Genomic DNA, 23,327 nt, shown 5'->3' with positions numbered 1-23,327 from the left:
TATGATTAAGAACTGGCTCAAAATAGCATTCATCAATTACAGAAATAACTGGCTTTCCACCATTATCAATATTTTGGGGTTGAGTGTTGGTCTGTGTGTTTTCCTGTTGATATATATCCATTGGCAGGATGAAAAATCTTACGAACAGCACAATGCTAACAAAGACAATATCTTTCTGGTTGAAAACAAAAATGGAGATTTCGGAACGATGGTGGTTTCCAGTTTTCCGGAACTGTCGGTCTCGAAGGAAAAATTCTCTGAAATAGAAGATTACACCATCGCAAATATTTGGGGTGGTTACAAAGTCCGATTAATGACAGCTGACAAATCTGCTTTTGTAACATCCTGCCGAGCGTCAGACTCTGTATTTGATTTTTTCCCGTTTGAGAAAATAGCAGGAAGTTTTAAAAATGCCATCAGCGACAAATCAAAAATTGCAATTTCGGAAGAGACAGCCAAAACACTCTTCGGAGATGAATATAAGAACTGCGTTGGTAAAACTGTGAGTCTTGATGGTCCTAATACTGAACCAATGGTTGTTACAGCAGTTTACAAAAATCCAGATGCAAACAGCGTTTTCAAAGCGGGATTTATTATGAGAAATCAAGGTTTGGAAGGTAATGGCAATGCCAATACGCAGTGGACTAACTACAGTTATGTCGGTTACTTCAAACTGAAACAGGGAACAGATGTAAAAGATCTGGAAAAGAAATTGTCTGCCCTGATGGCGGAACAGGAAAAAATAGCAGCTGAAGGTTGGGGAGAAAAGTACGATGCGACAAAAAAAGCTGAGGTTTCTCTTACCCCAATCAGCAAGATGAAACTGGACGCAAAAAGTGAAGGCGTCAGCAAAGGAGACAAAAAATCGATAATGATTTTATTGAGTCTGTCTGCGTTGATTTTATTGCTTTCAGGAATTAATTTGATCAACCTCAAAACGGCGCAAGCCTCCCAGAGAGCAAAAGAAGTAGGAGTAAGAAAAGTCGTGGGAAGTACAAGATCGAAATTGATTCTACAGTTTCTGCTGGAAACTTTCATTATTTGCTTCGTCGCTTATATTATAGCTTTTGCAATGGTGGAACTTCTCCTACCGGGATATAACAAATTCCTTAATAAAGAAATCAAACTCAATGATCATAATCTGTTTGTTTACACAGGGTTATTACTGATTGTTTTTTCTCTGATTTCAGGACTGATTCCAGCACTTTATCTCTCAAATTTCAAACCGATCAATACATTGAAAGGTAATTTTGCAAGAAGTAAAAGCGGTGTGTGGCTGAGGAATTCTATACTCACACTGCAGTTGATTATCTCATCATTTTTCATCATCTGTTCATTGATTATCCATTTGCAGGTAAGTTATATGACAAGCAAAGATTTGGGATTCAAAGGTGATCAGGTGATTCATATCCAATTTAAAAAGACCGATTGGCAAAATGATTTTAATTCAAAAAAATACATCCGACTGAAAAATGAAGTTTCGAAGATCGCAGGCGTCGAAGATATTACAGGTTCTGTCAACACGATAGGATGGGGAATGTCGAACACGTCGAGTGTAAAAAATGCTTTGGATACCACGAAGTCTATCCCAAATGTAATAGTAGGAGCAATAGAATATAATTACTTCAAATTTTACAAAATGAGATTTGCTTCTGGCCGCGATATAGATGTTCGCTTCGCATCCGACACAATCAATGGAACGATTGCCAACGAATCATTCATAAAAAAAATGGGCTGGAACAAAGATCAGGCGATTGGGAAAGAGGTTTTTCCGGGTTGGGAAGAGAAAAAGAAATATAAGATCATAGGCGTCGTCAAAGATTTTTACATCAACGGAGTCGATAAGCCGGTGGAACCTATGCTGTTTTTCAATTACGACAGAAACTGGGCAAAGAATAATATGGCAAATCTACAGATCAAACTTTCCAAAGACGATATCAACGGAACCTTGGAGCGCATCAAAGAATTTTGGCTTACCAAAGCAGAACCTGGCTATCCTTATGAATATCAATTTATTGATAAGCAGTTCGCCAAAACATTCGAAAAATTCCAAAAGCAACAGACGCTTTTTACCATCTTAAATATCGTGGTTTTGGTGATTGCACTACTAGGATTATTCGCCTTGTCATCATTATTAATAGAACAAAAACTGAAGGATGTTGCCATTAAAAAAACTTTGGGCGCAGATGAAAGAACGATTGTCTGGGATTTGACCAAAAGATTTTTACTGATTTGTGTAATTGCTGTGGCAATCAGTTTTCCGTTCGGATATTATGCGATGAACGAATGGCTGAAAGATTTTGCCTACAGAATTGATATGCCCGTTTGGCCGTATGCTCTGAGTATGATTTCATTATTGATTTTAACCTTCGTGGTCGTGAGTTTCAAAGCTTACCGAGCCACAAAAATTAACCTTGTCAAATACCTTAAATACGAATAAAATGGAAAGAATGATTATCCTAATATTTACATTGATTATCAATTTGCTTTGCGCACAAACCAATAGATTCATTTACGAAATGCAGATAAAATCTGCCGAGCGACCAATGAAAATAAATATGGTTCTGGACATCGATAAGAATTTTACCAAATTCTACGATTACGATTTCCTCAGAAATGATTCCATCAGCAAGAAAACCGGACAAAACTGGCAGTCCAATACGCAATCTGACCAATTGATTTTAAGAAAAACCAATTCCAATGAGAACAAAGCTTTTCACGACAATATGTTCGACTATTTTGTAATTGAATCAAAAGATGAAATGAATTGGAAAATAGAAAATGAAACCAAAAATAGTGCGGAATATACTTTGCAGAAAGCAACGACTAATTTCGGCGGGAGAAAGTGGACGGCTTGGTTCTGCTCCGCGATTCCTTTTCAGGAAGGACCTTACAAATTCCGGGGTTTGCCCGGATTGATTTTCGAATTGCAGGATGATAAAGGAAATTACAGCTACACTTTGTCAAAAAGCACCAATCTTCCCGAGACTTTCGCAACCACCAATTTCCTGGAAACGCATTATGGAAATCAGCCTGTGAAAGTCAGTTTGAAACAATTTCAAAAAGTAAAACTCGATTTTTATAGCGACCCGACAGCTGAAATGAAAAAAGCGCTCAAAGGTGGCGGGACCGTTATGATTTCTGGAGAGAAAATCACGAGCCACGAACAGCTTGATCAAAAAAGAAAATTTCTGCAGAAAGATATTTTGAATAATTACAACCCGATAGAGCTAGACAAGGCAATTCCTTATCCCAAAAACTAAAATTGTCAACGACAATCTGTTATGAAAAAACTAGTCTTCATATTATTAATCAACCTTTTCCCAGCCCAGCAAACTTGGACGCTGGATGAAAGTCTTGATTACGCAGTTAAAAATCATCCACTGATCAAACAGGCCACGGTAAATATTCAGAAAACCGACCGACAGATATCTGCAGCTAAAGGCATGCTACTACCTTCCGTTGAAGCAGGTGTAAATCATAATTACAGCTTTGGCTCTACTATCGATCAGACCACCAACCAGAGAGGATCTCTTAATACGCAATATGACCAGGTTTATGCACAGGCGAACTGGGAACTGTTAAACTGGCGAAATTATCTTGCTATATCATTATCTAAAATCAATAAGGAAAGCTCAGTTTACAGATTAAAACAGGCTCAAAATGAAGTAAAACTGAATGTGATCAGCCTGTTTTTCAATTATCAGAATAACAAAAGCTGGCTAAATGTATTGGAAACTCAAATTTCAGGAATGGAAGATCAGATAAAACGCACCGAAAAAGAAGTAGAAATAGGAAACCGACCGAAAAGTGACGTTTATGACATTAAAGCCAATCTGGGAACGTTGCAGGAACAGTGGGTTTCCGCAAAAAATTCCAGAGATCTTGCTAAAATCAGTTTACTGAACGCTCTGGCAATCACAGACGATTCGTTGGACTTTAAGATAAGCAATGAAAATCTATCGGAATTTAATTTTAATGATCCAGATTTTACCACTGATCTTTTAGAAAAAAATCCTGCATACAGAACCGTGGTTACAGAAATAAAAGCTGCTGAAAAGAACATCGGCATTGCAAAAGCGACTTACCTGCCAACATTGAACGGATTGTACAACTGGTCGAGCTTTTACAGTAAAACTTTAGGAGAAACTGCAGACCGTTTTTCAGATCAGTTTAGACGGAATAAAAGTCAGCAGGTGGCATTTGGTCTGAATATTCCAGTATTTAATAAGTTTCAGATAAAAAATAACGTCGAAATTGCAAAACTGAATGTGATCAATTATAATTACGAAAAAGAAATAGTGATTAATAATCTGACACAGACAATTAAATCTATCAAAGCTCAGTATCAGAATTCTGAAGAGAAATATACTTTGTTGCAGTCTAATTTCGAAAACCAAAGATTATCGTTTCAAAAATCTGAAGAGAAATATAAAGAAGGGCTGATGGACGCCTACACTTTCTTTGTTGTAAGAAACAACTGGCTTCAGGCAAATTATAATCTGATCAGCAGTAAAAATGAAGTCCTGCAGCAGACAGAATTATTAAGAGTATTGCAATCGGAATTTTAGTGTTGCAATAGCAGAAATAAATATTTTTTGTTTGTAATCTAAATCAACCTTAAAATAAAAAAACTCCTTAAATTACTTAAGGAGTTTTTGATGAAAATCATCTGCGATCCGGACGGGACTCGAACCCGCGACCTCCGCCGTGACAGGGCGGCATTCTAACCAGCTGAACTACCGGATCAATTTTATTTTAAAAGTAAATTGAATAAAAACTTTTTGCGATCCGGACGGGACTCGAACCCGCGACCTCCGCCGTGACAGGGCGGCATTCTAACCAGCTGAACTACCGGATCTCTTACCTTAACTCAGATATTATCTTCTGTTATTGTGGTTGCAAAAATACAACTTTAAAGCGAATCTGCAAGTATTTTAATAAAAAAAATGCTTCCCGATACGGAAAGCATTCATTATCAAAGTGATTTTTTTATAAGTGTGCGCTTAATTTCTCAGCGATGATCTCTTTTGGAGTTACACCAACTAATTTATCAACTACCTCACCGTTCTTAAAAATAAGAACTGTAGGGATATTTCTGATACCGTACTGCATAGAAATTTCCTGATTGTTGTCTACATCTACTTTTCCTACGACAGCTTTTCCTTCAAAATCTGCCGCTACTTCTTCGATGATCGGTCCTAATGTTCTACAAGGTCCGCACCATACTGCCCAAAAATCTACCAAAACTGGTTTATCAGATTTTAAAACTGTTTCCTGGAACGAGCTGTCCGTAATTTCTAAAGCCATTTTTTTATTTTTAATTATTAATATTCTATTTAATTTCTGAGATCAAAATTACAATTTTTAAGCGATAAGACTATCTATGCTCAACATTTGTATTTTCTATGAGTAAGTCTTTAGAAATTTCTTTCAGTGCACTCACAAAGGTATCTATATCATCTTTTGTTGTCATATGGCTGAAAGATACGCGCAAAGGTGTACATTCTTCCATTTCATCTTCAGACAGCACCATCATCATCACCATAGAAGGTTTTGATGCACCGGAAGAGCATGCGCTCCCCTGAGAAACAGCAATTCCTTTCATATCCAGCTGCAGTCCTATCAGAGGATTTTTATAAGGCAGTAAAAGGCTGACAACCGTATATAAACTGTTATCCTTCTCAGAACTTCTTCCGTTGAATTTAACACCCGGAATCGCTTCAGAAACCTGTTCTACTGTGTATTGTTTAATGTCCCGCATGTGTTGCGTGTAGGCATCCATATTTTTTAGAGAAAGCTCCAAGGCTTTACCTAATCCAGCAATCCCGCTCACATTTTCTGTACCTGCTCTAAGACTTCTTTCTTGAGGACCACCGGTAATAATACCTTTTAATCCGCTGGCTTTTCTGATGAAAGCAAATCCAATTCCTTTTGGCCCGTGAAATTTGTGTGCACTGCACGAAGCAAAGTCAACAGGAATTTCAGATAAATCCAAATTCATGTGAGCCATAGTCTGCACAGTATCCGAATGGAATAATGCATTATTTTCTTTGCACAGCTGTGCAACTTTTTTTAGATCTATAATATTTCCGATTTCGTTATTGGCATGCATTAAACTTACCAACGTCTTTTTGTCAGAAGCTTTCAGAAGCTCCTCTAATTTATTTAAATCGATATCTCCTTTTTCATTGGGACGGATGTAAGCAACCTCAACACCTTTCCTTTTCTTCATGTCTAAAATACTCTCCGAAACACACTTATGTTCCATAGGAGAACTGATGATTCTCTCAATACCCAAATGTGATACACTTGATTTGATGATCATATTGTTCGATTCTGTACCGCAAGAAGTAAATATAATTTCTGCAGGACTCACGTGAAGATAATCTGCAACCTGCCTTCTTACATTTTCAATTAAAATTTTAGCATCCTGTCCGAAACTGTGTGTCGACGACGGGTTCCCAAAATTTAATTTCATGGTTTCTACCATGGCATCAATAACTTCTTCTGAAAGTGGCGTTGTAGCAGCGTTATCTAAATATATTTTATTCATTTTTTATTTTGAATATTTTAATTCTACTGAATTGAATTGAAAATTTGAAGGAACCGAGAAAATAAACCACGGATTTGACATCACCTGGATACCCATTCCACCAGACTGATATTCCGGAACTTCAACGTATAACACATTATCTTTAACTGAAATACTCTTAATAGTTGAAACTTTGTGATCACCCGAACTGAAAGTTCCCAAATTGTATAAAACAACTTTTTTATCGTTTGGCATCACCGGAATTTTCATCACCGGTTCCATGCCTGATTTGCTAAAATGATCTGTGATACTTTTTGTAAGCTCCGATTGATCTTTAATTATTTTAAAACCGGCCTCATCTGCTCCACCATGAGATTCAGAAGCAAGTATTTCTCCCTTCATCTGCCTATCTGGTGAGTTTGACGGTACTGCATTTGTACAGCTGATAATGAGCGCCAAAAACAATATAAGAAGTTTATTCATAATCAATATTTATCTTTCAAAATTAGTGAAAAAATTGATAATGTCCTTCATTTGCCCACTTCAGCATATATTTATCTCCGGAAGTATCTCCGAAGGCTATGATTTTATCGTATTTTGAATCTGTAATTTCTGCTTTTATCCTTTCTAATTTCTCTAAACCATTACAGTTTTTACCAATAAAATTTCCTGTAAAAACTCCGTTTTTGAACTCAGCTTTAGTGGCAACAAGATTCATTTGTAATTTTTCTGCAAAAGGCTTTGCCCAAATATCGAGAGAGGCCGTCACCATTAGACTTTCTGTATTTTCTCTGTCTATATGCCCTATAAAATCTAGAGCATTTTCTCTGACAATCTTTGGATATGTTTCCTCAAAAAACTGCTTAGATTTCTCTTCGATTTTCGTCTGAAGCTGACCTTTCAAAATAGAACCGATGAAACTTTTTTTAACCTTTTCAGTTTCAGCCAGTTTAAGTTTCAATAAAATAAATAGTGGAATATGTTTTACAAACTGCACCCGAAATTTTGATGGATTGTAAAATTTAAGATACAAAAACATCGTATCCTTATAAGTTAAAGTGCCGTCAAAATCAAAACAATACAATTTTTTCATAAAATTACAATTCACGGTTTACAATTCTGTACTTCGAATTCAAAATTAACCAATCCCAGTTAAACTCACCTCCAAAATTCCATTTGTCAACTCTCATTAAATAAATTACAGCTTAAGTTTTTTAAAAATAAACTCAGGAATATTTCGGATGATCATCATTATAACGCCCCAAACCGGTAAAACGTATGCCACATTCTTCTGTTTTTTGAATGCTTTATAAATACATTCTGCAGCCTGTTTTGGAGTAGCTGTTAATTTAGGATTTAGAGGTAAACCTTCCGTCATTTTAGTCGCCATAAATCCCGGTTTTACGGTCATGACGTGTACTTTTTTTTCAAAAAGATAGTTTCTCAATCCACTTAAATAAGCTGTGAAAGCTGCTTTTGCACTACCGTAAATAAAATTACTCTGCCTACCTCTGTCACCGGCAACCGACGAAAGCCCGATAATCGTTCCCGACCTTCTGCTTTCAAATTTCTGAGCAAAATAATTCATTACAGGAACAAGTTTCGAGTAATTAATATCAATAATACGCTGTGTATTTTTATGGTCATAAAGACCTTCTTCTGTGCCTTCACCCAAAAATCCTGTCGCACAAAATAGCAGACTGGAATTGACAGAGTCAAAACTCTGATAATTGATCTCTTTGGTAAGATCAAGCTCGATGATTTCGGATTGTTGCAGAAATTTCACGTCGATATGTCTTGCAAATCTTTCGGTGGTTTCTCTATTTGAGGTAAAAAGATAGATTCTTTCAAACTTTTCACCTTCCTGCAGAGCTCTTTCCACGAAAGCCTGCGCTACTTCGGATGTACTTCCAAGAACTATCATTCTACTTATTATTTAATATTCTTTTGTGCTGTAAAGACACAAATTTTGAGCTTTGAGCATTTTTCAGATAATTTGTCAGCGAAGATCTGCTCATGCTATCTTTGGTCAGATAGATTCTTCCACCAAACTCTTGAACGATCTGATCAAGTTGGTCAACTAATTTTTTCAGTTTTGAATTTACCTTAAAGTCTAAAGCTAAGGTATAACCTTCGAAAGGAAAAGAATTATAAGCTTCAGGATTACTTTTACCAAATAGCTTCAAAACCGCCAAAAAAGATCCATTCCCGCTGTTGGCAATGGTTTCAAGGATTTTTTTCATTCCCTCCTTCCCTCTTTCTTTCGGAATAACCATTTGATACTGTATAAATCCGGATTTACCGTAAATTTTATTCCAGTCATTGATCGCGTCCAAAGGATAAAAGAATGTCTCATAATCAGTGAAATTTTTCAGCTCTTTCTTCGCCTGCTTTTTATAATACAGAAGATTAAAAAGCTTTACCGTCAGAGAATTCAGAACGAAACTCGGAAAATAAAAAGGTACAGTAGGAGAAAATTTCTTTTTTAAAACTAAAGGACTTTTCGCGTCATTTCCATTCAGCTCATGACGGTAGGCATGCTCGCCCCGCATCAGGATACTTCTTCCTATATTTTTACCTTTCTGAAGACAGTCGATCCAGGCAACAGTGTACGTCCAGCTTTCACTTTCTTCGAACAGTCTGAAAATTTCATCTAAGTTATCAGCTTTTATACTTTCCTGACGGATGTACGCTGTTTCAATATTTTTAAGCTTAAATTTTGCCGAAAGAATAATTCCGGTCAAGCCCATTCCACCGATCGTTGCCCAAAACTTATCTGAATTTTCCTCACGGGAGCAGATGATAATATCACCATTTTCGGTCATCAGTTTAAATTCAGTGACATATTCTGAAAAACAACCCTCGGCATGATGATTTTTCCCGTGAACATCTGATGCAATCGCGCCACCAACTGAAATAAATTTAGTTCCCGGGGTCACATACAGAAAATATCCCTGAGGGACAGAAATCTCCAGAACCTCAGAAAGCAGAACACCAGATTCGCACTCAATAATACCGTTTAAGCGGTCGAAACTGATAAATTTATTTAATTTTTTAGATGAAAAAATATTTTCGCCCAAAGAAGCATCACCATAACATCTACCGTTACCACGCGCAATTACTTCATTGTGATTGAGCACAAATTCTTTTATTTTTTTAAAGCTGTCTTCAGACCTGATCTCCTTTTCCACTACAGGAAAATTGCCCCAGTTTGTAACTTTTTGTGTGAAATTTGGTTTCATCTGTAATAATTTATGCTTTTGCGTTCAGATGGAGTCACTACAAAATTCTCTTTATCTTTTGTGTTTTTCAGTTTTCGCAGTTTCATTTTTTAAAATAAATTAGAATTAAAAATGCGGCAACCCAAAGTAACAGAGTAATCTGAATGTATCGGTCTCTGTAAACTATTTTTGTGGGAGATTCGGTTCTGTTATAAACCAAAGTCTGCTGTAAATATCTTAAAAATCCGAAAACTACAAATATTACTGTGTAAAATACGGCTTTGTGCAACTTTAACTGAATTTCTGGAGACAAGGTAAACATCAAATAACAAATGATAGCCAACGTAACAGAAATCGATAATGCAATATCCGCAAACTGTACGTTATAACCATCCAGCGCTCTTCGCGTCTTCCCGGAAACCTGTGCATTGATCAGTTCACCACGTCTTTTGCCTATTGCCAAAACCAATGCAAGAACAAATGTCAACAATGTTGCCCACTGTGAAATAAAAATCCCTGTAATATATCCACCGGCTTGAACTCTTAAAACAAATCCTGTCGCAATAATGAAGATATCAATGATCGGAACATGTTTTAATTTAAAAGTGTAAGCGAGATTCATCACAAAATAAATTCCGATAATCGTTGCGAACTTCCAGAGTATTTCATCAAAATAAAACTGTGCGAAGAGTATTAAGGCAATATCGATAACCGCCAAAATGCCTAAGATTGAAAGCGCTTTTGGCTTTGAAATAGCCCCACTGGCCAAAGGTCTTCTCCGTTTTTCAGGATGCTTCCTGTCTGCCTCAATGTCGTTATAATCATTTAAAATATAAACGATACTGGCTGCTAAAGAGAATATAATGAAAGCGAAAACACTTTTACTGAGTAAATCTAAATTTTTGATATTACCTGAAAAAAATAGGGGTACAAAAACAAAAAGATTTTTTACCCATTGTTCTACGCGCAGTAGTTTTAGATATTTTTTCATTTATGTTATTTCGATTGCAAAAATAGTGAATTTAAGGCAAAAAAACATGCCGCATAAAAATACAAAAAAAACCGCCAAAGCGGTCTTTTATGATAATATTTATATGTTAATGATTACTGCCCTTGCTGAGCGTCGTTGATCATTTTTTCGTTTGCAGTAATCGCAAATTCTACTCTTCTGTTTTTTGCTCTACCCGCGTCTGTGTCGTTTGTAGCTACAGGCATTGATTCACCTTCACCTAATGCAAAGAGTCTGTTTGAAGAAATTCCCTTAGACATTAGATAAGATCTTACAGAATTTGCTCTTCTCTCAGAAAGCTTTTGATTGTAGTCATCAGCACCCTTGCTATCTGTATGTCCGTAAATATTGATGTTGGTATCCGGATTGTTGATTAAAACCTGAGTTAATTTATCTAAGTTAGTTTTTGCCAGTGATGTAAGATCAGAAGAGTCAAACGCAAAAGTTACAATACTTTCATTCATTGTAATTTTAATACCGTCTCCTACTCTTTCTACTTCCGCACCAGGTAAAGTTTCTTTAATATCTTTAGCCTGCTTATCCATTTTGTTACCGATAACGTTACCAGCAACTCCACCAATAATACCACCTAAAACTGCACCTAATGCTGCATTTTTACCTTTACCTACATTATTTCCTAAAACTCCACCAATTACCGCTCCAGAAGCAACACCTACCGCGGTACCTCTTTGCTGATGATTAGAATTCTGCACAGCCTCACAACTTGTAAGTAATAATGCTGATGATAGGAAAAATGCTGCTATATATGTTTTATTAAATTTCATTATGTTTATTTTAAGTATTTAAATTATTTCATTCCTGCTCTTTCAAAGTTGTAAACAACTCTTACTGTGCTACCATCGAATGGTACATTTTGCTCTAATGAAAATTGATCTGTTGACATGTTCACTACGTTAAGCTCGTAGCCTACTGTATTTTGCTTTGCTTTTGTTCCGTCCTGGATTTTTTTGAATAAAAATGTATTTCCTCCTTTTACCTCAAATTTAATAGGCTGAGTTAGAGATGGACATTTACCACCTCCATTTAAAGTATAAGCTCCAGTATAATTATTTGGAATAAATCTCCAGTGACTTCCTACGAAACACTGTGCATCTGCTCCTTCGTCAAAAGGTTTGATTTTATATTGCTTGTCGTAATCTATGCTTACAATTTGGAAATCTCCTTTCATTTTAAGAAATTCAGATCTATTGCTTTGTGCATCTGCGCCTTTTTTAACGGTGGAACAAGAAACTGCAAAAAGCGATGTTCCTAAAATCCCCGCAAGTAATAACTTTTTCATATGTTTTTTTTTCGTCAGATCAACCGTAAAACGCCTGATCAATTTATTATTCATAGACATAATATAAAAAACCGTGCCAAAACAAATTATTAAAAAAAAAAAAAGCCCGACGAATTCGGGCTTTTAAAACTATTTCAAAATAAGTATTTGATTATTATTTCTTTACGGTTTTTTTAGACTTCACCGGTTTTTTCACGGCAGAAGTCTTTCCATTATAGTAGTTTGTAAATGCATATTCTGCAGCCTTTCTCACATCGATTACTCCACCAGCCTGAGATTTGTCTCCAAACTCATTTTCTTTGCTGGCGTTGCTTGTTTTCACAAGAGCTTCAATGATCTGAGCAGGTTTTAGATTAGGCATATAAGCCAATAAAACTGCAGCAGCACCGGCAACTACAGGTGAAGCCATTGATGTTCCCTGCTGATAACTGTACTCATTATTTGGTACGGTAGAATAAATTTCTTCACCGGGAGCGAATACATTGACCATCGTTTTATTGTAGTTCGAGAAACTTGCTCTCAACTCATTGTTTCTGTTAGTACTTGCGCCTACAACCAAAACATTGTTTACAAAAGGTGCAGGATCTGTAATATTTTTAAAGTTGGTAGGATAAGCCAAATGTTCAGCTACATCTTCGTTTTCATTCCCTGCAGCCTTTACCAGAAGAACACCTTTATCTTCAGCATATTTGAAAGCATCCCATACAATATTTTTCCCAGGAGAAACCGGTTTTCCAAAGCTCATATTTAAAACCTTGGCTCCGTTATCAACTGCGTATCTAATTGCGTTTGCAACATCCTTGTCTCTTTCATCACCGTTTGGAACCGTTCTTACAACCATGATCTTTGCAACTTTAGAAGCCACTCCGTACTGAACTTCCTTGCCTTGAGGCAAACCTGCTATAATACCTGAAACGTGAGTTCCGTGTTCTGCATCAGGGCCTTGGTAATGGTTGTTCCCATAATTTTTCTGCGAATAATCATCGTAATTATCACCAACGATTTCAGCTCTTGGATCGTACGCCAAATCATACTGTTTTGCCATCGGCCCAAAATGATCCAGTGCAGGCTTAATTTCTTCTTTAATTTTATTACCTACCTCTGCAGCAGATTTTCCGGCAAACTCTGGATTTTTAACCAGGTTATTCAGGATTTCTAAAGCAATTGCTTCTTCCTGTTTTGTGGGTTTAATACCTTTTATATTTTCGGCAGTTAATGGCTTCCCGTTCAGTATAGTAGCAATGGTAGGGATAGATTCATTAATCGTATTATACCTCATGAAGCTTTGTCTTGCATCAATACTTTTTTTAGTAAAAAGCTCTTTAGACTTCATATACATTGCAAATTCCTCCAGCATTTTTGCCTGATTTGCTTTGTTTTTTGCAGAGTCGTCTCCTTCAAAAACAGACTTATATTTAGCTACCACTCTGGTAACTTCCATATTATCGATATCAGTATCGCCGTTTTTACCTCCGATAAAATTCCAGCCGTGAACGTCGTCAATATATCCGTTTCCATCATCATCTTTTCCGTTGTTTGGAACTTCATTTGGGTTTGACCAAATATTTTTAACCAAACCTGGATGGTCAACCTGAACACCGCTATCCAGAACCCCAACCACAACAGTTTTAGGTTTAAGACCTTTAGACTCAAGATATTTATAGGCATTTTCGGTATTGACCCCATAAACCTTTGACGTAGCAAAATCTTTATGATACCACGTCATTAAATCTTTATCTTCCTTTGGATCAACAGCAGCTTTTGTAGACTGTGCATGAGAATAACTGAATCCTGCTAAAAAGACAGCAGCTAATACTATTTTCTTCATTTTACTAGAATTATTTAATATTTTTAAGATAAGTCACAGATTCCGGTCCTTTGTTACATATAAGATCTAAAATCGATAAATCTTTTAAAAAACCAAATTTATCTGTGAATGTTTGATAATATTCTTCCATTTCAAATTCTGTTTCAATTTTTGTAGAAAATTTTTCACGAAAATTAATCTCAGATGGAATTTTGATATACTCTTCATTCAAAGACTGTGCCTTTTCTGTCTTCAGTATTTTCTGAATAATGTCTATACTTTTTAAATTAAAATCTAATAAAAACTTCTCTTTCTTCTCATAAAGTACCTGAAATTTGTCCTCATAGTACTCAAAGTATGCTGATCCCTGATAAACATTTTTTATTGATTTCCAGTGAATTTTCAACCAGTCTTCTCTGTATGAAATTTCGATATCTTTCATTTCTCTTCTTCCTGTATGATTGATTGGAATAATCAGTGAAAGCTTCCCGTTTGCTCCGTAAATATTGGTCCTGTTTCTAAATGTCTGTTTAGGAAAACTTTCGTACTGCTCAAACGTAACTTCATTTTCAGGATCTAAAAACACTGAAAACCATGAAATAGGTGGTAAGTAAAATACCGGTAATAATATATTTTGCATTATGATTATATATAAAAATGAAGTATTTTTTCAAATACTTCATCTTAATTTAGTTTACAAATTTAGTTATTCTTCTTCAGTTTTTTTCTTTCCGAAAAGTTTTACAAAATATTCCCAACCGAAGAAAAGAACAAGAATCAAAACAGCAATCCACCAGTATGAAGTCTTGTTGGCTTCGCCTGTATTGGTAGCTTTAAACATTCTGTCCCAACGGATTCTCCATCCGTCTGCCTGATATGAAGATTGGGAATCTTTAAATGCTCCTTCTACACTCATCCATGTAAACATTGGTTTTCCAACAATATTTGCTTCAGGTACAAAACCAAAGAATCTTGCATCAAGAGAAGCATCTCTATTATCTCCAACCATCATATAGTAATCCTGCTGAATGGTATATTGGTTGGTTTCCTTTCCGTTGATAAAGATTTTACCGTTTTTATTTTCTAAAGTATTGTGCTCATAATTCTTGATGATCCACTGATATTCCGGTAAAGTCTTATCATTAATGACTACAACATCCCCTTTCTTTGGGATTTTTAGTGGACCGTACTGATCCTGATTCCAACCGCTGTTGATCGGGAAAATTGAATTGGTAGTATCAATTTTCTGTCTAACCTCATCACGATAAGCCACTGCAGATTCACCTTTCGGCTGAATGTGTTCCTGCATATCAATCACCTGTGGAAGTTTTTTAATTTCAGCAGCTGTTTTTTTAGTCAGACCCTGGAAGTAATACACAAATCCACCCTGTTGGTTTTGACCTTCCTGAACTGGTAAAAATCCAAAAATTTTATACAAACCAGGAATATCAAGTTGGCTTCCCGTGTTTACAATATATCTGTGCTGAACCTCCTGATCACCTAAAAATACTTCAGGCTTTCCGTTAACAAACATTTTACCTTCACGCATTTCAAAAGTATCACCTGCAACTGCCACACATCTTTTCACGTAAGGATCGGCACGATCAAGAGAAACATGCACAGAATCTCTTGGATAATTGAAAACTACAATATCAGTTTTTTGAGGTTTGTTAAACGGGAAAATTCTTTCGTAAGGCAGCTTTACAGCTTCTACATATGATTTCGGATCATCTTTCGGGTTTCCTTTTACGCCGGTATCCAAAATTGTTCCCTGTAAAAAAGGTATTGCCAGAGGACGCATCGGTAGTCTATAACCATAGCTCCACTTATTGACGAAAAGGAAATCTCCCACTAAAAGTGTTCTTTCCATTGAACCAGTCGGAATACCAAATGGCTGTGTGAAAAATACGTGAATAATCGTGGCGAAAACCACTGCAAAAGTAATAGAACCTACAAATGTATCTTTCTTTTGAGATGCTTTTTCTTCTTCTGTAAGGTAAAGCTCATTTTCATCTTCCAACTCAACATCTTTAGAATAGTTGACTGTTGCCATGTAGATGAAAGGCAGGATCACCGTCAAAACCTGATGCTGAATGAGGCTTTTGCCAAATTTTTTCATTAAATAAATATGAAAAACAGACATCATAATCGGCCCCACAATCGGAAGGTAAGATAAGATCGCCCACCATTTCGGATGATTTGTTTCTTTTAAAACAATGAAATAATTGTAGAAAGGTACAAAGGCCAATAACGGACTATACCCCATTTTCTTGAACAGCTTCCATGTTGAAATACCCATCAATACAGATAAAATCAGAACATAAACTGTGTACGTTAAAAAATAATTCATAAATTTTCAATATGAGTAATGAGCAATTTGCAATCAATCATTGATGATGAATACAAATCTCTATGATTAGTTTACGAAAGTTCGCTTTTGTTACAAATTAAAGTCCCAAAACGTCTTTCATTGTAAAATTTCCTTTTTTATCTTTGATCCATTCTGCCGCTACAACTGCGCCTAAAGCAAAACCATTTCTGTTAAATGCAGTGTGTTTGATTTCGATCTCATCAACTTCACTTCTGTAATACACACTGTGAGTTCCCGGAACTTCATCTTTACGAATCGCAAAAATACCTAACTGCTTATTCTGAGTTTCCTCAAGTTTCCAGGCATCATATTTTGAATTGTTTTTGAATATTCCTTCTGCTAAAGAAATCGCAGTACCACTCGGCGCATCTAATTTATGAATGTGATGAATTTCCTCCAACTGGCAAGAATATTCGTCGACACTTTTCATCAAATCAGCTAATTTTTCATTTAAGGCAAAAAATAAATTCACCCCTAAGCTGAAGTTTGAGCCATATAAAAATGCTGTTCCGTTTTGAACAGCAAGATTTTCAATTTCAGATTTTTTTTCGAGCCAGCCGGTAGTTCCGCAGATGACAGGAACTTTATTTTCCAGACACGCCCTAATATTGTCATAAGCAACTTCCGGAAGAGAAAATTCGATAACCACATCCGGATTGTTCAGATTTTCAGCAGTTGGAGTTTCTTTTAGTCGGGCAACAACCTCATGGCCTCTTTTTGTGGCAATCTCATCAATGATTTTGCCCATTTTTCCATATCCAACCAGTGCTATTTTCATATTAGCTATGTATTATTATCAAAAAATTAAAATTTGAAACTTAAACTCAATCCCGTTTTTGGAGGATTGCTTCCGAAGTCATCATAGATTACCGCTGGTGCAAATGTCAAATCAGGATCCTTACGACCTTCATACAAATGCGCATCTACAACAGCATCTACAATATTTAAAATATAAATAAGTCCGGTAACTGCAATGGCATAATCTCTCTGTCTTTTAGATCTGTCCTGAGCATTCCCCAAGGCAATCTTATCTAAATAAGGTCTTTGATCCACAAACTCATTAGGAGTTCCATTGAGTTTCGCAATGTAGTATTCTCTGTATTTTTTATACTGATTCTGATTCCACACCGCAATTCCAACTCCTGCTCCTACCGCTCCCCAAACAACAGGAATTTTCCAGTATTTTTTGTTATAAAACTGTCCTAAACCGGGCAGTACAGCAGAATAAAGACCTGCTTTTGTAGGATTTAATTTGGTCACAACAACTTTAGCGGGTGCGTTTGCTTTTTCAATCGTTTCTACGATCGATGTTTCAGGAATCTTCTTCAGGATTGCACTGTCGCTCGCTACCGTTTCCACCTTTACAGAGTCATTTGGAATCACCTGCGAAAAGGCAATCGCAGATATGAATATGAAAAATGTAAAAAAGATTTTTTTCATTTATTTAATATGAGATAAAATATATTCTAGCTCATCTTCATTTTTGAAATCTAAAACAATCTTACCTTTTTTGCCGGTTCCAATTGTCTTTATTTCAACTTTTACATCAAGAATATCGGCAATTGTTTTCTGCGCTCTTTTATAATTATTAGAAAGTTCAACTTTTGCTTTTTTAGCGGCAGGAGATTTTGGATTTTTAAATGCAATTGCTGCCTGCTCTGTCTGGCGGACATTCAGTTTTTCTTTTATGATCAATTCAAACAAAGCCTGCTGATGTTCTTCATTTTCAAGACTGATAATTGCTCGGCCGTGTCCCGCAGAAATTTCACCGCTTCTGATAGCGTTTTGAATATCCGGATTTAGTCTTAACAATCTGATCGAGTTGGTAATGGTACTTCTGTCTTTTCCTACTCTTTGGCTTAAATTTTCCTGAGTCATTCCTATCTCTTCCATCAACCTTTGGTAGGTCAGTGCAATTTCTATAGAATCTAGATCCTCACGCTGAATATTTTCAACAAGAGCCATCTCCAGCAATTCCTGATCATTTACCAAACGGATGTAAGCAGGAACTGACGTTAAACCGGCAATTTTACTCGCTCTGAAACGTCTTTCCCCAGATATAATTTCAAACTTTTCACCATCTTTTCTTAAAGTAATAGGCTGTATTACCCCAAGATTTTTAATCGACTGTGCAAGTTCATTTAATGCTTTTTCATCAAAATAAGTTCGTGGCTGAGTGGGATTGGGATAAATATCGTCAATAGAAACTTCCATGATATTTCCCACAAAATTTTCTGCTCCCTCATCAGTTGCAGAATTTACCGTAGCTTTTGACTCAGCGCTCAAAATAGCACCCAAACCACGTCCCATCGCTCTTTTTTTATCTCTCATATCATGCATACAGCTATTGGCTTTTCGCTTTTAACTTTTTTTAATTTTTTACTAAATTTTCGTTTTTCAACAGCACTTCTTCAGCTAACTGAAGATATTGAATTGCTCCTTTACTCTCGGCATCGTAGTTTAAGATACTTTCACCAAAACTTGGCGCCTCACTTAATCTTACGTTTCTGCTGATAATCGTTTCAAAAACCATTTCCGGGAAATGAGCGTTTACTTCTTCCACTACCTGATTAGACAATCTCAATCTGCTGTCGTACATCGTTAACAGTAAACCTTCGATATCTAAATCTTTGTTGTGAATTTTCTGAACATTTTTGATGGTATTCAAAAGTTTTCCCAAACCTTCCAAGGCAAAATACTCGCATTGAATGGGAATAATTACAGAATCGGCTGCAGTAAGTGCATTCACGGTAATCAAACCTAAGCTCGGTGCACAGTCAATGATAATATAATCGTAATCATCTCTTACACTTTCCAATGCTTTTTTTAGCATGTACTCACGATTTACTTTGTCTACCAATTCAATCTCGGCGGCTACCAAATCAATGTGAGAAGGCACAATATCTAAGTTTGGTGTTGTTGTTTTCTGAATACAGGTTCTTGTTTCAACACTGTGTTCCAACAAGTTGTAGGTAGAATACTGCACTTCTTCAACTCCAAGACCAGATGTCGCATTAGCCTGCGGATCTGCGTCTATGATAAGTATTTTTTTCTCTAATACCCCTAATGCTGCGGCTAAGTTTACAGCGGTTGTAGTTTTTCCCACTCCCCCTTTTTGATTAGCGATACCTATGATTTTTGCCATTGCTTGAACTTTAAGTTTCAAAAATACACTTTTTTCTCTGCTTTCAAGGAATGGGTAAAACGAAAGTTGAGTTAAAATATTGTTAATAAGGATTTTAGACATTAAAAAAATTATCCACAAAAAATAGTATTTTGTGGATAAGTGTCAAGATTTGAATTTGAATATATTTAATTATCGAACTTCATTGAAATTGGAAATTTGAAATAACTTCTTACGGCATCACCATTTTTATTTTTACCTGGAATCCACTTTCCTTTTACGGCTTTAATCGTTCTCAGTGCTTCTGCGTTAAAATCTGAATCTCGCCCTTCCGCTTTTATTCCTGAGATTGTACCATCTTTTTCAACGATAAAAGTCACAGTAGTTTTCATCACGTCATCTGAAGAAAAACCGGAACCGTCAAATTTGCTCATCACCTTATTTCTGAAAGATTCGATTCCTCCTTCGAAATTTGCAGAAACGCTTAATTCTCCCGGAGTTCTAACAGAATTATCCGGACCCTGAGGCAGTGCTGGAGGATTAATTGTTGGAGGCGCAACAGTTCCAGGTCCAATATTAGGATTTACAGGAATGTACGTTGGCTTATCAATAATTTCACCATCGTGATTTTGTGTACCCGCGATAGCGCCCGTTCTGTCAATTACTGCAGGCTCAACTGCATTTCTGGTAGGTTCAGGAATCCGCGCATCGTATGTTTTCACGTCAGGTACGTCAGTTTGTGGAATAACCTTTACCGGCGGAGTTACTTCCACATAGGGATCAACAGGATCTACCATCTCGATAATGACACCCTCGGGCGGAGTAACCACATCGGTCGTTTTAAACGCTGAAATCAGCATTGGAGTCATCGAAATTGCAGCCAATAAACTTACACCCACGAAGAGTGCTTTGGTTAGAATTCTGTCTGATTCATTTCTTAAAACGTAGGCACCATATTGTTTGTTGCGGCCTTCGAAAAGGATTTCATTAAATCGGAAATCCTGGTTGGTTTGTAGGTGTTTCATCACGATAAAAATTAAAATTGTTAATATATTGCAATTATTAGTTTTCTATACTGTTTGAATTAATCTTTAAACATTATCAAAATATTTGCCAAAAATTTATCAAAACTGAAGCTTTTATCTAGAAACCATGTTAAAATAAAAATTTAACTATGTATGAAATAACATTGTCATGAACATATTAAAACAAAAAAGATGAAGCTTACACTTCATCTTTTAAACTTATCTGTCTGTCTTAGTTTTAGAAAATGCATTTTTGAAAATTGATCAAATGAAAATTCCACGCAGTCATATGGTTTACCTGACCTTAATTAAAAACTTCAGATACATCTTGCATTGAAGACTATTATTTTCAAATACATTTTTAAGTAACGGCAATACAATAAACACTATTAATTTTAGGAATAGTAGTATATATCTACACCTACTTTGCTTTAAGAATAATCAAAATTTCTTACGGCTTCCAAAGTCATATCAATTTCTCTTTCTTTAATAGCATCACTAATAAAATAGGTTTCATAACCACTTGGCGGAAGATAAATTCCGTTGGTGAGCATTTGATGGAAGAAGTTATTAAAGAGTGAATGATTTGCCTGCTGCGCCTCATCAAAATTAGAAACTCTGTTGATATGGAAGAATACAGACATCATCGAGCCTTTTCTGTTGATTTTATGAGCAATTCCTTTTTCGTTTAAAATCTTTCCGATTTCAAAATCCAAAGTTTCGGTTGTTTTATTCAGATTGCTGAAGAAATTCTCATCATACTTAATAAGTTGCAGAGTTTTCAAGCCAGCTCTCATAGCCAAAGGATTTCCACTAAGAGTACCTGCCTGATACACTGCGCCTTTCGGAGCAAGACAGTCCATAATTTCGTTTCTTCCGGCAAAAGCACCCACTGGCAAACCTCCGCCAATTACTTTTCCATAGGTTACCAAATCAGCTTTTACACTGTACAATTCCTGTGCACCACCAAACGCCAGTCTGAAACCTGTCATCACTTCATCGAAAATCAACAGAGCTCCGTTCTCATCACAGATTTTTCTTAAATTCTGCAGGAAATTATTTTCAGGTAACACACACCCCATATTTCCGGCAACCGGCTCAATAATAACGGCTGCAATTTCACCCTGGTTGTGTCTGAACAAATCCTGAACCTGCTCAAAATCATTATACCTTGCCAGCAAAGTATCTTTTGCGGTTCCTGCTGTAACACCCGGAGAATTCGGATTTCCAAAAGTAGCCGCACCACTTCCCGCTTTAATTAAAAAAGAATCTGAGTGACCATGGTAACAGCCTTCAAACTTCACAATCTTGTCTCTTCCTGTAAAACCTCTTGCCAATCTTACAGCACTCATACAGGCTTCCGTTCCTGAAGAAACCATTCTGATCTGATCAATATTCGGAACGTTTTCTGTGATGAATTTTGCAATTTCAGTTTCCAACTCTGTAGGTGCACCAAAAGAAAAACCTTTCTCAGCCTGAATTTTTAATTCTTCTAAAACCTCAGGATGCGTGTGACCTAAAATTGCCGGTCCCCAAGAATTGATGTAGTCGATGTAGGTATTGTCATCAGCATCTGTTAGATATGCTCCTTTTGCAGATTTCATAAATACGGGCACTCCGCCTACAGACTTAAATGCACGCACAGGAGAATTTACTCCTCCCGGAATATATTTGTAAGCTTCTTCAAATAAAGCTGAACTTCTTTGGTATTTCATTATCGTAAATAGTTGATGGCTGACAGTTTTTTGCTGATCATTCTTGGAAAGGCAGGATTCTCAACTAAAACCTAACAGCCAATTTTAGTTTCTTGGTTTTTTGTCGATCAGATAGATGAGCTGTCCTGCAGCTGGCTTTTGCCCTTCATCCATTCTGTTTTTTGCGTATAACTTATTGAGTTTTACTCCGAATTTCTGAGCGATGTCATGCATATCTTCACCAAATTCGGCTTTGTAAGTCGGCGTATTTCCTTCAGAATTTTTTGCTTCCAGGAAAACAATATCATCTTTTCTAAGAATATCAGACTGCAGATCATTCCACTTGGTCAGTTTGCTGTCACTTATTTTGAATTTATTGGCGATAAACTGAACGTTGGTATCTTCTGGAATTACAACATATTTTAAACCACCATTCGGATGACTTTTAATTAAAATAGAGTTCAGAACTTCTGCTTTAGATTTTATTCTCTCCACTCTTTTTTGCTGCTGAGCATAAGAGGTAGCTTTGTAAGGAACTTTCACCGTTACCGGCTCAGCTTTCTTTTTCTTGGCTGGTTCTAATTGAGCCATAAATGAGCGGTCATCTTTCAGATCCGGATATTTTTTCAGAACTGCGTAAAGAACTTCTTTAGAGTTAACCTCATCAAATTCGTATAATTTATATCTTTCAATTTTACCAATCAGAATGGAAGCATAACGTGGATTGGTTGCATAACCGGCTTTTTTAAGACCATGAGCCCAGGCCTTATAATCTTTCATATCCAGATTAAAAAGATTGGTGTAGTATTTTCTGGTCGCTAAAAATATCGAGTGATCTTCATAAGACTGTTTGGGATCATCATATACACGAAAACACTCATTGGGAGCATCATCAGTGTGCTTCATAGTTTTTCCCGTCCAGTCTTCCTTACATTTTATTCCGAAATGATTTTTTCCTTCCTGCGCCAAACGACTCTGCCCGCCACCGGTTTCCAAAAGTCCCTGCGCAAGCGTAATCGAAGCCGGAATCTTGTACTTTTCCATTTCTTCAACTGCATACTGTGCAAATTTCTGGATGTATTGATCTTCAGTAGCCCAGGTCTGAGCTGAGAATTTTGATAAAACTAAAAGGCTAACGAGTAAGAATAGTCTTTTCATGTTTTTTTTGATTTTATAAAATGATAAAAAATGTGAATAAGATTAGTGTATTAATTAATAATCCTATTGTCTATAAATAAAAA

Annotated in this window: 22 protein-coding genes and 2 tRNA genes; 3 read left to right on the top strand and 21 right to left on the bottom strand. The window is 36.3% G+C overall.

Annotated features, from left to right (window positions below; all coding sequences use genetic code 11):
• The first annotated feature begins 1 nt into the window (after position 1).
• Genes OMO38_RS05650 through OMO38_RS05640 form a run of 3 tightly spaced genes read left to right on the top strand, consistent with a single transcriptional unit; the run spans position 2 to position 4,571 of the window.
• Positions 2–2,440, top strand: coding sequence for an ABC transporter permease (locus tag OMO38_RS05650; protein ID WP_264749242.1), 2,439 nt, complete (start codon positions 2–4; stop codon positions 2,438–2,440).
• A gap of 10 nt (positions 2,441–2,450) precedes the next feature.
• Positions 2,451–3,263 carry a GLPGLI family protein gene (locus OMO38_RS05645; RefSeq protein ID WP_264749241.1) on the top strand — a complete coding sequence of 271 codons (813 nt, stop codon included), beginning with the start codon at positions 2,451–2,453 and terminating at the stop codon, positions 3,261–3,263.
• 21 nt (positions 3,264–3,284) lie between these two features.
• Complete coding sequence (locus OMO38_RS05640) at positions 3,285–4,571, top strand: TolC family protein (RefSeq protein ID WP_264749240.1); 1,287 nt, start codon at positions 3,285–3,287, stop codon at positions 4,569–4,571.
• A gap of 104 nt (positions 4,572–4,675) precedes the next feature.
• Here OMO38_RS05640 and OMO38_RS05635 read toward each other — a convergent pair.
• The 21 genes from OMO38_RS05635 to OMO38_RS05535 form a co-directional block, all read right to left on the bottom strand.
• A tRNA-Asp gene (locus OMO38_RS05635) sits at positions 4,676–4,749 on the bottom strand.
• 38 nt (positions 4,750–4,787) lie between these two features.
• A tRNA-Asp gene (locus OMO38_RS05630) sits at positions 4,788–4,861 on the bottom strand.
• Between the two features lie 131 nt (positions 4,862–4,992).
• Positions 4,993–5,310, bottom strand: coding sequence for a thioredoxin (gene trxA / locus OMO38_RS05625; protein WP_047445614.1), 318 nt, complete (start codon positions 5,308–5,310; stop codon positions 4,993–4,995).
• A 70-nt stretch (positions 5,311–5,380) separates the two neighbouring features.
• Positions 5,381–6,556 carry a cysteine desulfurase family protein gene (locus OMO38_RS05620; protein WP_264749239.1) on the bottom strand — a complete coding sequence of 392 codons (1,176 nt, stop codon included), beginning with the start codon at positions 6,554–6,556 and terminating at the stop codon, positions 5,381–5,383.
• A gap of 3 nt (positions 6,557–6,559) precedes the next feature.
• Positions 6,560–7,018 (bottom strand): hypothetical protein, encoded by a 459-nt coding sequence (locus OMO38_RS05615; RefSeq protein WP_264749238.1) that lies wholly within the window; start codon positions 7,016–7,018, stop codon positions 6,560–6,562.
• 22 nt (positions 7,019–7,040) lie between these two features.
• Positions 7,041–7,628, bottom strand: coding sequence for an HAD family hydrolase (locus OMO38_RS05610; protein ID WP_264749237.1), 588 nt, complete (start codon positions 7,626–7,628; stop codon positions 7,041–7,043).
• Positions 7,629–7,733: 105 nt separating this feature from the next.
• Positions 7,734–8,459 carry an SDR family NAD(P)-dependent oxidoreductase gene (locus OMO38_RS05605; protein ID WP_264749236.1) on the bottom strand — a complete coding sequence of 242 codons (726 nt, stop codon included), beginning with the start codon at positions 8,457–8,459 and terminating at the stop codon, positions 7,734–7,736.
• Between the two features lies 1 nt (position 8,460).
• The gene (locus OMO38_RS05600) at positions 8,461–9,777 is read right to left on the bottom strand and encodes an FAD-binding oxidoreductase (RefSeq protein WP_264749235.1); all 1,317 of its coding nucleotides are present in this window, start codon (positions 9,775–9,777) and stop codon (positions 8,461–8,463) included.
• Between the two features lie 82 nt (positions 9,778–9,859).
• Positions 9,860–10,747, bottom strand: a complete 888-nt coding sequence (locus OMO38_RS05595; protein WP_264749234.1) for a decaprenyl-phosphate phosphoribosyltransferase — start codon at positions 10,745–10,747, stop codon at positions 9,860–9,862.
• 113 nt (positions 10,748–10,860) lie between these two features.
• Positions 10,861–11,550, bottom strand: coding sequence for an OmpA family protein (locus OMO38_RS05590; RefSeq protein WP_264749233.1), 690 nt, complete (start codon positions 11,548–11,550; stop codon positions 10,861–10,863).
• Positions 11,551–11,573: 23 nt separating this feature from the next.
• Positions 11,574–12,065: a lipocalin family protein gene (locus tag OMO38_RS05585; protein WP_264749232.1), complete on the bottom strand. Its 492-nt coding sequence runs from the start codon at positions 12,063–12,065 to the stop codon at positions 11,574–11,576.
• Positions 12,066–12,219: 154 nt separating this feature from the next.
• Complete coding sequence (locus tag OMO38_RS05580; RefSeq protein ID WP_264749231.1) at positions 12,220–13,893, bottom strand: S8 family serine peptidase; 1,674 nt, start codon at positions 13,891–13,893, stop codon at positions 12,220–12,222.
• Between the two features lie 10 nt (positions 13,894–13,903).
• Positions 13,904–14,512 (bottom strand): WbqC family protein, encoded by a 609-nt coding sequence (locus OMO38_RS05575; protein ID WP_264749230.1) that lies wholly within the window; start codon positions 14,510–14,512, stop codon positions 13,904–13,906.
• A 66-nt stretch (positions 14,513–14,578) separates the two neighbouring features.
• On the bottom strand, positions 14,579–16,222 hold the full coding sequence (lepB, locus tag OMO38_RS05570) for a signal peptidase I (RefSeq protein ID WP_264749229.1): 1,644 nt from the start codon (positions 16,220–16,222) through the stop codon (positions 14,579–14,581).
• 97 nt (positions 16,223–16,319) lie between these two features.
• A complete protein-coding gene (gene dapB / locus OMO38_RS05565; RefSeq protein WP_264749228.1) occupies positions 16,320–17,021 on the bottom strand; it encodes a 4-hydroxy-tetrahydrodipicolinate reductase in 702 nt (233 codons plus the stop codon).
• Positions 17,022–17,047: 26 nt separating this feature from the next.
• On the bottom strand, positions 17,048–17,683 hold the full coding sequence (locus tag OMO38_RS05560) for a DUF5683 domain-containing protein (RefSeq protein ID WP_264749227.1): 636 nt from the start codon (positions 17,681–17,683) through the stop codon (positions 17,048–17,050).
• Positions 17,684–18,574, bottom strand: a complete 891-nt coding sequence (locus OMO38_RS05555; RefSeq protein WP_264749226.1) for a ParB/RepB/Spo0J family partition protein — start codon at positions 18,572–18,574, stop codon at positions 17,684–17,686.
• Positions 18,575–18,614: 40 nt separating this feature from the next.
• Positions 18,615–19,388, bottom strand: a complete 774-nt coding sequence (locus OMO38_RS05550; protein WP_264749225.1) for a ParA family protein — start codon at positions 19,386–19,388, stop codon at positions 18,615–18,617.
• A gap of 167 nt (positions 19,389–19,555) precedes the next feature.
• On the bottom strand, positions 19,556–20,392 hold the full coding sequence (locus tag OMO38_RS05545) for an energy transducer TonB (protein WP_264749224.1): 837 nt from the start codon (positions 20,390–20,392) through the stop codon (positions 19,556–19,558).
• Positions 20,393–20,823: 431 nt separating this feature from the next.
• Positions 20,824–22,107, bottom strand: a complete 1,284-nt coding sequence (gene hemL, locus OMO38_RS05540; RefSeq protein ID WP_264749223.1) for a glutamate-1-semialdehyde 2,1-aminomutase — start codon at positions 22,105–22,107, stop codon at positions 20,824–20,826.
• Positions 22,108–22,191: 84 nt separating this feature from the next.
• Positions 22,192–23,244, bottom strand: coding sequence for a glucosaminidase domain-containing protein (locus OMO38_RS05535; RefSeq protein ID WP_264749222.1), 1,053 nt, complete (start codon positions 23,242–23,244; stop codon positions 22,192–22,194).
• Between the last annotated feature and the right edge of the window lie 83 nt (positions 23,245–23,327).

It is taken from the genome of Chryseobacterium kimseyorum, from assembly GCF_025971945.1.
Lineage (GTDB): Bacteria > Bacteroidota > Bacteroidia > Flavobacteriales > Weeksellaceae > Chryseobacterium > Chryseobacterium kimseyorum.
Note: the sequence above shows the minus strand (reverse complement) of the source record. Positions and strands in the feature narration are given on the sequence as shown.